Genomic DNA, 13,455 nt, shown 5'->3' on the forward strand with positions numbered 1-13,455 from the left:
CCATGGACGGTTGGGCATCACTGAGCGACAATGACCGGCCCTGCCCCGCGAACCGCGCACCACACCGAGGAGCGATCGTGACGACGACCCGCACCGTGCACCGAGCGGCCCGCGTCATGCTGCCCGGAGTGGTCGCCGGGGTCCTCGCAGCGAGCGCGCTCGTCAGCTCGCCAGCGCTCGCCGCCGACGAAGAGGTGCCGGGGCTGCACCTCATCACGTTGACCGGTCCAGGCACGTCGGCGACGCCACCGGGGACCGGCGCCCCGGACGCGCATGCCGTGCTGCTGGCGCGCCAGGATGCTGTGCTGGCCAGCATCGGCGCCCCTGCCACGACCTATCGCTGGACCACCGCCCTCAACGGGTTCGCCGTCGAGCTCACCGCCGATCAGGTGAGCGCACTGGAGACCAACGCCGACGTCGCCGCTGTCGAGGCCAACACGGTGCGACCGATGGCGGGACATGTCGACCTCTCGGACGTCCAGTTCAGCCGGTCCTCGGACCGACGTGCACCCGAGGGAGCGGGCGGCGCCGGGGTCGTCATCGGAATCGTCGACTCGGGCATTGCACCCGACTCCCCGCTCTTCAGCGACGTGCGCGGACTGGGTGCGACAAGCGCTGGTTTCGCCGGCAGCTGCGCGCCCGGCGAGGGGTGGCCCGCATCCACGTGCAACCGCAAGGTCGTCGGTGCCGGCTGGTGGGTCGAGGGCTTCGGGTCCGACCGCATCCGGTCGTCGGAGAGTCTCTCGGCGCTCGACGTCGTCGGCCATGGCACCCAGGTCGCCTCGGTGGCGGCCGGCAACTCCGACGTCTCGGTCCTGATGGACGGTCGGACGATGACGAGCTTCAGCGGCGTGGCACCCCAGGCGAAGGTCGCGCCCTACAAGGCCTGTTGGGCGGCCCCCGACCCTGCCGACGACGGCTGTTCGACGGCCGACCTGGTGTCCGCGATCGACCAGGCCACCGCTGACCGCGTCGACGTCCTCAACGTGGCCGTGGCGGGCCCGACCGAGACAGACACCGTGGAGCGCGCGCTGCTCGGCGCGGCCGAGGCAGACATCGTCGTCATCGGCGCCGCAGGCAACGGTCGCTCCGCCTTCGCCGCGCACGCGTCGCCCTGGGTGACCACGGTCGGCGCCGCCCGGGGCAACACGCTGCGCGGACGGGTGTCGGTCGTCGGCGGTCCCGCCTACACCGGTGCCAGCCGTTCGCGCCGTCAGCTCGGACCGGTGCGGCTGGTGCTCGCCTCCGACGTCGCCGCCGCCGAGGCCCAGCCCCAGGACGCCCGCCGGTGCCTGCCCGGTTCCCTCGATGCCAGCCAGGTCGCCGAGCGTGCGGTGGTCTGCCTCCGTGGCGGGATCGGTCGTGTCGACAAGTCCGAGGCCGTCGCCCAGGCCGACGGGGTCGCGATGGTGCTGCTCAACGACCGTCCCGGTGCCCTGAGCGATGACTTCCACACCGTGCCGACGGTCCAGCTGTCCGTCGCCGACGGGACCCGCCTGACTCGGTGGATGCGCCGCCACGACCGCACCACGGTGCGCCTCGCAGGCGTCGGTGTCGAGAAGGATGCCTCGGAGGCGGCGCGGTGGTCAGCGCCGGGCGACGACCGCGCGACCCTCCTCAAGCCGGACGTCGTGGCTCTCGGCGAGGGCGTCCTCGGCGCCGTACCCGACGCCTGGGCGTTGTTCTCGGGGACCTCTGCAGCCAGTGCCCGCGCGAGTGGCGTGGCGGCGCTGTTGCGCGCCAAGCACGACGACTGGTCCGCCTCGGTGGTCCGGTCCGTCCTCACGACCACGGCCAGGCCGCTTGCCGACACCTCCACCCTCGTCCAGGGGGCGGGTCGGGTCAGGGCGTCCCTGCCCAGGCCGGGGCTGGCCCTCGACATCGCGCCGACTCGCTATCGGGACGCCCTCGAGGACCTGTCGTGGGAGGACCTCAACGTCTCCTCCATCATCATGCGGGGCGGCGGCACGACGACCCGGCGGGTCACCAACCTGGGCACCCGCGCTGAGTACTTCTCGGTCCGCAGCCTGGGCTTCGGCAGGCACCGCGTCAGGACGACTCCGGTGGCACTTCGCCTCGGACCCGGCGAGTCGGCGGCCGTGCGCATCACGATCACAGGGGGCGGCAATCCCGGCCGCTTCGACGACGGCTGGATCGTGTGGCGCGGGGCCCGAGGTTCGCACACCCGGATCCCGGTCGCGATCAGTCGTTGAGCCGCCTCAGGACTCGCGGCTGACCGTCATCTGTCGGTCACCGAACGACACGGTGTCGCCCTCGACCAGGGTCGCCGGCTTGCCTGGGGCCAGCGGCTTCGTCACGCCCTGGCGGATCAGGACCGACCCGTTGGTCGACCCGCGGTCCATCACGACCAGCACACCGTCGGTCGCCGGTCCGAACTGCGCGTGCGTCTTGGAGACCGACATGTCGGCCGATGCCAGGGGCACCAGGTGGTGGACCTGCTCACCCGACCGCGGCTCGGGTCGTCGGCCCACCAGGGCCAGGCCCTCGACCACGAAGGTCTCGCCGTTGTCGAAGGTGACCCGCCATCGCGGCCCCGCCGGGACCCCGGGCTTGGGACGGACGACCGTGCGACCGTCGTCGGCACGCGGTCGTTGCGAGTGCGCAGGCGGAGGCGGAGGCGGAGGCGGGGGCTGGAACTGGGGTTGGGGCTGGGACTGTGGGTGGGGCTGAGTGGGCGGCGGCGGCACGACAGGCTGGGGGGCGACTGGTCGAGCCGGCGGAGCCTGCGGCACGTGTGCGCCGGATCCGTTCTGGGGGTCGGGCGGGACGACGGTCCTTCGCACCGACTGCTCCGTGGTCGTACGGCGCGACGGAGTCGGAGCCTCCACGGGCGGCGCCGGGATGAGTCGCATCGCCGTCAGGTTGACGACGTGCCGAGGGGAGTCGTCCACCTCTTCGACGTCCAGGTCCACGGGGCGTACGTCCACCACCACGGAGTGGGCGAGGTGGTCGTGCCAGCCCCGGCGTTGCCGGCCGCGGTCCTCGACAGCGGTCCAGGCCAGGGTCACCAGACCCAGGGCGAACGTCGGCAGGGTCGCCAGGGCCAGCACGGTCGATCGCAGCAGGGCGCGCCCGACCCCGATCGGCGTCCCGGTGCCGTGGTGGACGATGCGGAGGCCGGTCATCAACTTGCCGGGCGTGCTGCCCGTGAGCCCCACGAGGACCGCGAGGGCCAACCACAGGACCACCATGACGACCGCGGCGACGCCCATCGCCTGCCAGGCATCCTCGAGCAGGAACCAGCCCCCGACGCCCGCCAGGGCCACCAGCAGCGAGGTCAGCAGCCGGTCGATCGCCAACGCGTAGAAGCGCCGTTCGAGCTCGGCGACGGGATAGGTCGTCGCAGCAATCGGGGCGTGGCTCACCTGCTGACCTGCTGCACTCACGGGTTGGTCGTCTGGATGGTCACACCGTCGCCGAGGTCCAGGATCGCCCCCGGGATCAGGGCAACTGCCATGCCCGCCTGGAGGTCCTCGGGCGGGAGGCCGGGCTGCACCAGGACGGTGCCGTTGGTCGAACCCATGTCGGTGACCACGGCCATCCCGTGGTCGGCGCCCGCGCCGGGTCGGATCTCGAGGTGCGTGGACGAGATCTCGTGGTGGGGGCTCGCCACCGTCACCAGCCGCGGCTGGTCGCTCGAGGCGAAGGCGCGAGCCTCGGGGGCACGACCGAAGAGGATCACCCGGTCCACGTCGATCACCTCGCCGGTGGACACCATCAGCTTGGCGACAGGGTGGGCCACGACCGACGGAGCCAGTTCTTGTCCCGGGACGCCAGCGACCGGTCGAGCGAAGTCCTCGACCGGGGTGCCCACGGTGGTCTGGCCGTCGTGGTCGGGCGCGGTGTACGGCGAGGCGTCGACCACCGCCGGCTGCTCCCCTGTCGTGGCCGGGTCATCGGCCAGCGGCGAGCCGAACGACAACGGTTCGGAGTCGACACGCTCGGTCGCAGGCGCGGGATCCGGCGCGGGGGCAGGTGCGGGCTCCGGGTCCGGCTGTGCGGGTGCGGGGGCTGGTGCGGGCTCCGGGTCCGGCTGTGCGGGTGCGGGCTCCGGGTCCGGCTGTGCTGGTGCGGGCTCCGGGTCCGGCTGTACGGGTGCGGGCTCAGCCACCTGTGCGGGCCACGGCGCCGACTCCGGCGCCTCCTCGTCGGTCGGCTCCGGCTCGTGCAGGGGGGCCACGTGTGCTGGCTCGAGCGTCTGTGCCCCGTCGGCCCCGAGTGCCCGCTCGCCGAACTGGACCGCGCCGGCGCGAGCCACGCCGGCCACCAGGGCAAGGTCGGCCTCGAGGACGGCGTCACCCACGGTGATCCGGCCACCCGTCACGCCGTCGAGGGTGCGGTCGGCCCACATCGAGTCGGCCTCGTGGGCCATCGCGACCTCTCCGTGGGCTGTGCTGAAGGTGGCAGCGACGTCGCCGCGGACCAGCACCCGGGTGCGCTCGCCGTGACCGACGAGCGCGAAGCCCTCGAGGCTGCTCAGGCCACCAGCGAGGAGGCCGTCGAGGACCGCGTCGAAGGACCCGCCACGGTCCGCGATGTCCCAGAGCTCAGCCACCCGGGATCGCGCCCCCGGCGGCACCAGCACGGTGACGTCCTCGCCCACGACGGCATACCAGTCGCCGGCAGCGAAGGTCCTCTTGTGCGCGGCCTTGTCACTCACGGTCGAGCCCCCAGCTTGTCTTCGAGACTCGCCCGCTGGCGCGCGGAGTCATAGGAATCATCGTGAACCAATCCCACCACATCGACGACCACGGCGGTCGCGTTGTCGACGCCACCGGCATCGAGGGCGGCCTGCACGAGGGCGTCGGCGGCATCACGAGGGTCGTGGACGCGGTCGAGGATCTCGGCGATCGTCGCGTCGTCGATCATGCCGGTGATCCCGTCGCTGCAGAGCAGAAGACGCTCCGCGGCAGTCAGGGGCAGCAGGAAGAAGTCGGGGCTGACCCCCTCCGGGCTGCCGAGCGCTCGGGTGATGACATGGCGCTCGGGATGGGTCGTCGCCTCCAGCGCCGTGATCTCGCCGGAATCGATCAGCTCCTGCACCACCGAGTGGTCCACGCTGACCTGGTGGAGCTCCCCGCCGTTGAAGCGGTAGATCCGGGAGTCGCCGAGGTTGACCAGCAGCCACGACGTGTCCTCCTGGTCGGCGACCAGCACCGCGGCCACGCAGGTAGTCCCCGCGTGCCAGCGCGGGTGCTCGCCGCGCTGCGCCTCGCCGTAGTCGATGATCCGGGCCTGAGCCCGTGAGAAGGCCCCCGCGACGTGCTCCGCTCCACGGCGCGGGTCGTAGCCCTCCTCGGCGAGCCGGCCGAACTCCTCGACCACGATCCGGCTGGCGACGTCGCCGCCCGCGTGGCCACCCATGCCGTCGGCGACGACGAAGACCGGCGGCGCGACCAGGAAGGAGTCCTCGTTGACCTTGCGCACGTGGCCGATCTCGGAGGCGGCACCATGGTGCAGATCAACCGGCTTCATGTGCCTGCCTCGTGTCCGTCGACGATGAGCCACGGCGTGGGCCCGGCGAGTAGCGTAGAAGGGATGTCGAGCAACGAACAGGCGCCCCCGCGGACGCTGGCAGACCAATTGCGCCGCTGGCCGGATGACCGCCTCGCGGCGCTGCTCGGCATGCGTCCGGATCTGGCCACTCCTGCACCTCATGACTCGGCGCAGCTGGCGTCGCGTGCTGCAACTCGTTCCTCTGTCCTCCGGGCGCTCGACGACCTCACTCGGCTCGAGCTCTCAGTGCTTGATGCCCTCGTGGTCGCAAACCAAACCAGCGAGGCCGAACTCGTCGAGATCGTGCATGCCGACGCCGGCGCCACGCGAGCCGCGATCGAGCGCCTGACGGACCTGGCCCTCGTCTGGGAGTCACCCGGCGGGCTCCGTGCCCTCAGCGGCGTCGCCGACGCGCTACGCGGCGACGAGTCCGCGGGAGTGAGCGGGCTGCGGCCGATGTCGCTCGACCCGGCCCCGGCCGTGGAGGGCCGGCTGGCCGCGATCAGCCCCCGGGCACGAGCGCTGCTCGACCACGTCCTGGCCAACGGCGGCGAGGGCACGACCGGGACAGCCAGGCGGACGGTGTCGCCCGCCGACGCCACCACTCCGGTCGAGGAGCTCATCGCCCGTCGCCTCCTCGTCCCCCGTGACGGCGGCCTGCTCGTGCTCCCGGGCGAGGTCGGGATCGCGCTGCGGGGCGGGCACACCACGACGACCCCACGCGACCAGGTCCCCTCCCTCGCCACGACCGCACGCGAGCAGTCGCTGGTCGACCGCACCGCAGGCGGTGCAGCGTTCGATGCCGTACGCCGCACAGAGCTCCTGCTCGACCACTGGGGCCTGCAACCACCCAGCATGCTGCGCGGTGGCGGACTCGGCGTCCGCGACCTCAAGGCGGCCGCGGCCGAGCTCCAGGTCTCCTTGCCCGAGGCGGGGCTGATCATCGAGGTGGCTACTGCTGCCGGCCTCCTCACCTCGGCGACCGATCCCGAGGGCAGCGAGGTCTGGTTGCCGACCGACTCGTTCGACACCTGGGCCGCCGGCTCGACCGCCGAGCGGTGGGTCGCCCTCGCGCTGGCCTGGCTCGACACCACCCGGTTGCCCAGCCTGATCGGCACGCGTGACCCGGCAGGCAAGTCGTGGAACGCCCTCGCACCCGACCTGTCGAGCACGATGGCGCCCGACGCCAGGTCACTCGCGCTCGCGCAGCTCGTGGGACTGGCCGAGGGCTCGGTGCTTGCGGCCGGCACCGGCGTGCCCTCCCTCGTCGAGCGGGTCGCCTGGCTCCGTCCCCGACGCCCGTCCGTCCACCGGGACCTCGTGGCCGCCGCCGCGCACGAGGCCGGGTTGCTCGGACTCGTCGGAGCCGGTGGCTTGTCCAGCGCGGGCAGGGCGATCGTGGCCCACGACCACGACGCCGCCCTGGTCGCCATCACCCCGCACCTCCCGCACCCGGTCGACCACGTGCTCCTGCAGGCTGACCTGACGGCCGTGGCGCCGGGCCCCTTGGAGACCGAGCTCGCTCGCACGCTCCACCTGCTGGCCGACGTGGAGTCCCGCGGTGGCGCCACCGTCTATCGCTTCACCAACGGGTCGGTGCGACGAGCCTTCGACGCCGGCTGGTCGGCGCTGGAGGTCCACGACTTCATCGGCTCGGTCTCGCGCACGCCGGTCCCGCAGCCGCTCACCTATCTGGTCGACGACGTCGCCAGGACCTTCGGCACGATCCGGGTCGGGCACGCCGAGTCGTTCCTGCGGGCCGACGACGAGTCCGCCCTCACGGAGCTGATGCACCACCCGAAGGCGACCAGCCTCGGTCTCCGCCGGATCGCGCCAACGGTGCTGATCTCCACCGTGCCCCTCGACGTGCTCCTGCCCAGGCTGCGTGAGCTGGGGACCGCCCCCGTGGTCGAGGCTCCGGACGGCAGCGTGCGGGTCGCACGCCGGGACCTGCTCCGGGCGCGCCGGCCGCGCACGTCGCGCACCCGAGGAGCGGCACAGGCCCGCGCCCAGGCAGGAGTCGCCTCGGTCGTCACCGCCATCCGCAGCGGCGATCGTGCAGAGGCCAACCGACCCGCCTCACCGGCGATCGCGACCACCCCCTCCAGTGCCCTCGCAGCGCTCCGCGAGGCCATCGAGGGCGGCGAGACGGTGGTCATCGGCTACGTCGACAACCACGGCGCCAGCTCCGACCGGGTCGTCGAGCCGCTGCGACTCGAGGGTGGCCAGCTCAGCGCGCACGACCACCGTAGTGACGACGAGCGGCTGTTCGCCGTACACCGCATCACCACCGTCACTCCACTCGCATCGCCCCAAACGTAAGGTGGCCAGGTGGACTTCATCCGGTATGCCGAGTCGTCGGCGGCGCTGCTCAACACCGAGCTGCCCGACGTCGACGCGCTGCTGAGCCACCTCACCCCGCGCTCGTGGCTCCAGACGCAGGTCACGGAGCAGGACCTGTCGGCGCTACAGGCCTTCCAGTCCCAGCTGCGTCCGGTCTTCGAGGCCTCGGACCGAGGCGACGTCCGAGCGGTGGTCACCACTCTCAACGACCTCCTCATCCAGCACCCGGTCACGCCGATGATCAGCGACCACGACCCGGACGACCTCCACATGCACGTGGCCAACCGCGCTGCGTCGGTCTCCGAGCTGCTGATCAGCGAGGCGCTGATGGGTCTGGCCAACCTGGTGTGCGACCTGGGGGCGACCCGCCTCGGGACCTGTCAGGCGGTGAAGTGCGACCACGTGTTCGTCGACACCTCCCCCAACCAGTCGCGGCGCTACTGCTCGGACCGCTGCTCATCTCGGGCCAACGTCGCTGCCTATCGCGCCCGACAGAAGGCTGCGGCGGCGAGCTAGACGCGTACGCAGCTCTGAGGTGCTCGGAACGCAGACGCTCGCTACGCGGGGTCATCGGCGTGAGGATGCTCCAAGCAACCGTCGCCCTCGTAGTGGACCATGCGCAGGTTGGTCGCGAGGTCGTTGATGGCGCGGTGGAGCGGGATCTGCGCTTGCTCGCCCTCATCACCGAAGGCCAACCATCCCTGCACCGCGGCTTCGTGGGTCACTTCGTGTGCCAGTCGCTCCACCAGGCGAAGGTAGTCGAGTTCGGACAGACGCTCTCGGCCCCGCATGGAGGTCACGCTACGCGGGCCGGCCGCCGCGTCCGGATGCCGGCGCTCTCAACGGATCAGCATCTTTGCGTCCCGCGCCTCGACGAACGAGGTCAGCGATAGCCCTCCTCCCAGCGATACGGCTCGCCTGCGTCCCGTTGGGCCATGAAGTCACTGAACGACGCCGCCTGGGGCAGCCCTTCGTGCCAGCCCGAGCAGACCATGTTGACCATGACCACAGGCGATTGCGACTGGCGGAAGTCAAGCGCAAGCGACTCGCCGCCGCCGTCAGACCCAATCGCGACGTAACCCGGCAGGCGCTCCTCGGGCTCGGATGCTCGCGTCAAGGCGACGACGTCTTCGAGCGAGTACAACATCAAGAAGACCTCGCCGAAGGACGCCTCGATGCCGTTGACCGACAGGAGCCACTCGCGATAGTCCTCTGGGAACGCCACCCCAAGTTCCAGCTCGGCAGCGTGGATGTCGTCAGGACTCGATGCTTCTGCGCCTGCCACGCTTTCCATCATGCTCGATCAGGTCTGGGAACTCACGCACATCCCGCAATGCGCTCGCCTTACTGCGATCAGCTCGCAACATAGAGTGGGCGCATGGCCACTGGTCCGATCCGCGGCGGATACGTCGGCCACGACTTCTATTGTGACGTGGCGATACCCGATCTATCGGCGCTGGATGTGGTGTACGACGACGAATCGGTCCTCGCCTTCCACCACACGCGGCCATTCTGGGAAACACACATCGTGGTGGTGCCCAAGAAGCATGTGGACTCGCTGACCACCGTCGGAGCAGATGACGCAGACCTCATGCGTCGACTTTTCGTCGTTGTCCAAGCGATCGCGCGAGACGTCGAAGAGCGCGCTGGAGCTGCCGCAGTCCTTACCAACTTGGGTCGCTATCAAGACTCGAAGCACTTGCACATCCACGTTCACAGCGGTGGCCGTCTGACGACTGAGTGAGCGCCGCGGCCGCGCACGCACCCGCCGCTGATGGCGCGCGGAACAGGCACGATCCCTGCGGGGCGCACCGGAGTGAGCCGCACGGTCGCGTCCCGAAGAACACCAATCACTCGAACTGATCCTCGGCGGCCTAGGTGCGCCTGGTGAAGCGGTAGTCACCGTTGGGCAGTCGTTGCGTCAGGTAGCGGGCGTCGTGGGCCCGATGGTGGTGATGGCTGCAGAGGAGGGCGGCGGTGACCAGATCGGTCTTCCCGCCCTGACTCCACGGGTGGTCATGATGGGTCTCGCACCAGGCTGCCGGGACGGTGCACCCGTCTCCTTGGCACTGACGGTGTAGCAGCCTGATCGCCTTTCGTTGCGCCGCGCTGTGGAACCGGCGGGCGCGCCCGAGGTCGAGGAGCTCGGACTTCCCGCCGAGGACGGCGGGCAGGATCTTGGCCTGGCAGGCGAGGCGCCGGGCCTGGCCGGCGGTGATGACGTCGCCGGTCTCGAGAATCGCGACCCCGGCCTCGGCGAGGTCAGATGTGAGCTGGCCGAGGTCGAGGTGCACAGTCACGGTGGTCGCGGTCCCGCCGTGGGCGGGAAGGACGTCGGCAGGCAGGGCTTCCAGGAGGTCGGCGAGAGCCAAGCCGTGGAGTCTCGGGGTGGGGATGCGTTCTCCGTCCGACTCGATGGCGGTACGGCGAGGAGAGGCGAACGCTTCGAGGTACGTCCGGAGCCGTGCTGCGGACGCGTCTGGAAGGCGGCCGCTGAGGCGGGTGGTGCCGGTCCCCGAGCGGTGTGAGCGTCAGCCTCGTGTGTTCGGCTGCGAGCTGTTCCTCGCGTTCGAGGGCTTTGCGTTCTGCTTCGTCGCTGACCTCGGGTGCGACCACCTCGAGGACCTTCCGCGCGAGACGTCTCAGTGGGGTGGGCGCCCAGTCGTCAGCAAGGTCGATCAGGTGGAGCTCGGCCCGCTCGCGGACCGCCAGCGTGATGTCGTCGGCGGGGAGGTCGTCGAGGGCGTGCGCGATGACGTGCGCCTGGTCGAGGTTGACCCGCCCGTCTAGGACGGCCGCCCTCAAGTGCGGGTAGTGCTGGTCGAGGGACCGAGCGAGGCGGTCGAGGCCCTTGGCGGGCTTGTGGTCGAGGCGGGTCGCTGCGGCATACCAGTCACCGGCAGACCTGGCACCCGCCTCGTCGGCGACGTCACCGGACACGGCCAGCACGGAAACGAGCAGGCCTTGGGCCCGGGTGACGATGGCAGAGAGCTCACGGAGGGCCACTGCCTTGTCGGTGGTCGGCACAAAGGTCGGGTTGAAGGTGGCCGCCTTGTCGAGCTCACCGGCGATGTTCGCGACGGCGTCCAGCAGCGGGTGCTGGTGGCTGTCGCGGGTGATCTCCATGGCCAAATTCTACGGCTTCAGAAGGCATATAGGAACACATGTTCGAGATATCCACAGGTTGATTCCAGACTCCTATCAGCGCTGGTCGCAAGGGGTCTACGCGCCATGCTGATCACGTCGTGGTGGAGACGAGCGTGGACGCAAACGGCTCACGTCGGGTCAGGCGAGATGTCGCAGCGGGCGAGAGCGTGAGGCGCTGTCCCCATGGTCTACTGCACGTGTTTGCGAAGTAGGGATGGCAACTCAGGCTTGGACAGGGCCAGCGGTTCAGACGGCGCGAGAACGAGGCTTCGAACAGATTGACCTCGACGACCTGGTCGGAGAACCTCCATCGGCTGTCCGGGTCGGTCTCGATTGCGTGCAATCCGTTGCCACCCTGATGAGTGTTGAGGACCGAGCCCTCCTGCGAGCGTCCTTGATCATCCCGATGGACGTCAGGGAGCGCTTGGACCTCACACGCCCGGATATGTCGCTGCTCCTCGACCAACCATGGGCCTACGGGCCAGGACGTTCGGTTCCAGGGGTATACGTCACTCGGATGGACCATCTGCACTGGGACGAGGTGGATGAGGAGTACCGCTGCCAGGTACGAATGCCCATCGCTGGTTGGTATGCCGAGTACCGCACCTGGCGGAGACAAGACGAAGCTACAGCGGGTTGGGAGTTCGATCGCGCCATGTACGTCTGGCCGAACGATTGATGCCGCGAGGTCGCTCTTTCCATGCGGAGCGCCGACGTGTGACCAAGGGTCGGCGCAGCTCTCGAAGGCAGAAGCCTGCCCCCGAGGCCCCGCCCGTAGGCTGGGTCGGTGAATGACGGCCCCCTGATCGTCCAGAGCGACAAGACGCTGCTGCTGGAGATCGACCACCCGCTCGCCAGCGACGCCCGCAAGGCGATCGCGCCCTTCGCCGAGCTCGAGCGTTCCCCCGAGCACATCCACACCTACCGCCTGACCCCGCTGGGGCTCTGGAACGCGCGAGCCGCGGGCCACGACGCCGAACAGGTCGTGGACGCGCTGCTGACCTTCAGCCGCTACGCCGTGCCACACGCACTGCTCGTCGACATCGCCGAGACGATGGGTCGCTACGGCCGCCTGCGCCTCGAGAAGCACCCGACCCACGGCCTCGTCCTCTCCTCCACCGACCGGCCGGTCCTCGAGGAGGTGCTGCGCGCCAAGAAGATCGCCGGCATGCTCGGGATGCGCCTAGACGACGACTCCGTGGTGGTGCACGCCAGCGAGCGCGGCAACCTCAAGCAGGCGCTGCTCAAGCTCGGGTGGCCGGCCGAGGACTTCGCCGGCTACGTCGACGGGGAGGCCCACCCGATCGCGCTGCACGAGGACGGGTGGGCGATCCGGAAGTACCAGCAGGAAGCGGTCGAGTCGTTCTGGCACGGCGGCTCTGGCGTGGTGGTGCTCCCCTGCGGCGCGGGCAAGACCATCGTCGGCGCAGCGGCCATGGCGCAGGTGCAGGCCACCACCCTGATCCTGGTCACCAACACCGTGAGCGCGCGCCAGTGGAAGGACGAGCTGGTCAAGCGGACCTCGCTGACCGAGGACGAGATCGGCGAATACTCCGGATCCGTCAAGGAGGTCCGGCCGGTCACCATTGCGACGTACCAAGTGCTGACGACGCGGCGCAAGGGCGTCTACACGCACCTCGAGCTGCTCGACGCCCGCGACTGGGGCCTCATCGTCTACGACGAGGTCCACCTGCTGCCCGCGCCGATCTTCCGGATGACGGCCAACCTCCAGGCACGCCGGCGGATCGGACTGACCGCGACGCTGGTGCGCGAGGACGGCCGCGAGGGCGAGGTCTTCTCCCTCATCGGGCCCAAGCGCTACGACGCCCCCTGGAAGGACATCGAGGCGCAGGGCTGGATCGCCCCCGCCGACTGCGTCGAGGTCCGGGTCACCCTGCCCGAGGGGCAGCGGATCGCCTACGCCACCGCCGAACCCGAGGAGCGCTACCGTCTCGCCTCCTGCACCCACGCCAAGATCGATGTCGTACGCCGCCTCGTCGAGCAGCACCACGGGCAACCCACCCTCGTGATCGGTCAGTACATCGACCAGATCGACGAGCTCGCAGAGCTGCTCGACGCGCCCGTCATCAAGGGCGAGACACCGGTGAAGGAACGGCAGCGACTCTTCGAGGCCTTCCGGTCCGGGGAGCTGTCGCTGCTCGTCGTGTCCAAGGTCGCCAACTTCTCCATCGACCTGCCCTCGGCCGAGGTGGCGATCCAGGTGAGCGGGTCCTTCGGGTCCCGCCAGGAGGAGGCGCAGCGGCTCGGCCGACTGCTGCGACCCAAGGCGGAGGGCAAGACGGCGCACTTCTACACCGTCGTCTCCCGCGACACCGTCGACGCCGACTTCGCCCAGAACCGCCAGCGGTTCCTCGCGGAGCAGGGCTACGCGTATCGCATCATCGACGCCGCTGACCTCGACGTCGCTCCCTGACCGCTCGGCCGCGG

At 70.3% G+C, this 13,455-nt stretch carries 10 protein-coding genes and 2 pseudogenes; 5 read left to right on the forward strand and 7 right to left on the reverse strand.

The window, feature by feature from the left end; genetic code table 11:
• Nucleotides 1–77 precede the first annotated feature (77 nt).
• Nucleotides 78–2,213 carry a S8 family serine peptidase gene (locus VNJ48_RS10445; protein ID WP_325601794.1) on the forward strand — a complete coding sequence of 712 codons (2,136 nt, stop codon included), beginning with the start codon at nt 78–80 and terminating at the stop codon, nt 2,211–2,213.
• A gap of 6 nt (nt 2,214–2,219) precedes the next feature.
• On the opposite strand, the gene VNJ48_RS10450 is transcribed toward VNJ48_RS10445, so the two are convergent.
• From VNJ48_RS10450 to VNJ48_RS10460, 3 genes are read right to left on the reverse strand one after another with little or no spacing between them, the layout of a single operon-like run.
• A complete protein-coding gene (locus VNJ48_RS10450) occupies nt 2,220–3,407 on the reverse strand; it encodes an RDD family protein (RefSeq protein WP_325601796.1) in 1,188 nt (395 codons plus the stop codon).
• Nucleotides 3,404–4,681, reverse strand: a complete 1,278-nt coding sequence (locus tag VNJ48_RS10455; RefSeq protein ID WP_325601798.1) for an FHA domain-containing protein — start codon at nt 4,679–4,681, stop codon at nt 3,404–3,406. Before VNJ48_RS10455 ends, VNJ48_RS10450 begins: the two co-directional genes overlap by 4 nt.
• Nucleotides 4,678–5,496, reverse strand: coding sequence for a PP2C family protein-serine/threonine phosphatase (locus VNJ48_RS10460; protein ID WP_325601800.1), 819 nt, complete (start codon nt 5,494–5,496; stop codon nt 4,678–4,680). The genes VNJ48_RS10455 and VNJ48_RS10460 overlap by 4 nt, the downstream gene beginning before the upstream one ends.
• Before the next feature lie 63 nt (nt 5,497–5,559).
• Here VNJ48_RS10460 and VNJ48_RS10465 point away from each other — a divergent pair, with 63 nt between their 5' ends.
• Nucleotides 5,560–7,839, forward strand: coding sequence for a helicase-associated domain-containing protein (locus VNJ48_RS10465; RefSeq protein ID WP_325601802.1), 2,280 nt, complete (start codon nt 5,560–5,562; stop codon nt 7,837–7,839).
• 9 nt (nt 7,840–7,848) lie between these two features.
• On the forward strand, nt 7,849–8,376 hold the full coding sequence (locus tag VNJ48_RS10470; protein WP_325601804.1) for a CGNR zinc finger domain-containing protein: 528 nt from the start codon (nt 7,849–7,851) through the stop codon (nt 8,374–8,376).
• Between the two features lie 41 nt (nt 8,377–8,417).
• On the opposite strand, the gene VNJ48_RS10475 is transcribed toward VNJ48_RS10470, so the two are convergent.
• Together VNJ48_RS10475 and VNJ48_RS10480 are read right to left on the reverse strand one after the other, a co-directional pair.
• Entirely contained in the window at nt 8,418–8,651 is a 234-nt protein-coding gene (locus tag VNJ48_RS10475; RefSeq protein WP_325601805.1) for a hypothetical protein, read from the reverse strand.
• Between the two features lie 92 nt (nt 8,652–8,743).
• Nucleotides 8,744–9,145, reverse strand: a complete 402-nt coding sequence (locus tag VNJ48_RS10480; protein WP_325601806.1) for an SMI1/KNR4 family protein — start codon at nt 9,143–9,145, stop codon at nt 8,744–8,746.
• A gap of 93 nt (nt 9,146–9,238) precedes the next feature.
• On the opposite strand from VNJ48_RS10480, the gene VNJ48_RS10485 reads away from it, so the two are divergent.
• Complete coding sequence (locus VNJ48_RS10485; protein ID WP_325601808.1) at nt 9,239–9,604, forward strand: HIT domain-containing protein; 366 nt, start codon at nt 9,239–9,241, stop codon at nt 9,602–9,604.
• Between the two features lie 130 nt (nt 9,605–9,734).
• On the opposite strand, the pseudogene VNJ48_RS10490 reads toward VNJ48_RS10485, so the two are convergent.
• Together VNJ48_RS10490 and VNJ48_RS10495 are read right to left on the reverse strand one after the other, a co-directional pair.
• A pseudogene (locus tag VNJ48_RS10490) lies at nt 9,735–10,316 on the reverse strand (DUF222 domain-containing protein); the annotation flags it as partial.
• A gap of 163 nt (nt 10,317–10,479) precedes the next feature.
• Nucleotides 10,480–10,986 (reverse strand): annotated as a pseudogene (locus VNJ48_RS10495) (DUF222 domain-containing protein); the annotation flags it as partial.
• Between the two features lie 808 nt (nt 10,987–11,794).
• Here VNJ48_RS10495 and VNJ48_RS10500 point away from each other — a divergent pair.
• On the forward strand, nt 11,795–13,441 hold the full coding sequence (locus VNJ48_RS10500; RefSeq protein ID WP_325601810.1) for a DNA repair helicase XPB: 1,647 nt from the start codon (nt 11,795–11,797) through the stop codon (nt 13,439–13,441).
• Nucleotides 13,442–13,455: the final 14 nt, after the last annotated feature.

It is taken from the genome of Nocardioides sp. (genome assembly GCF_035576065.1).
In the GTDB taxonomy this organism is placed as follows: Bacteria; Actinomycetota; Actinomycetes; order Propionibacteriales; family Nocardioidaceae; genus Nocardioides.

Coding starts and splice junctions, on each gene's coding strand:
- VNJ48_RS10460 (WP_325601800.1), bottom strand. CDS start 5,496: ATGAAGCCGGTTGATCTGCACCATGGTGCCGCCTCCGAGATCGGCCAC.
- VNJ48_RS10465 (WP_325601802.1), top strand. CDS start 5,560: ATGTCGAGCAACGAACAGGCGCCCCCGCGGACGCTGGCAGACCAATTG.
- VNJ48_RS10475 (WP_325601805.1), bottom strand. CDS start 8,651: ATGCGGGGCCGAGAGCGTCTGTCCGAACTCGACTACCTTCGCCTGGTG.
- VNJ48_RS10485 (WP_325601808.1), top strand. CDS start 9,239: ATGGCCACTGGTCCGATCCGCGGCGGATACGTCGGCCACGACTTCTAT.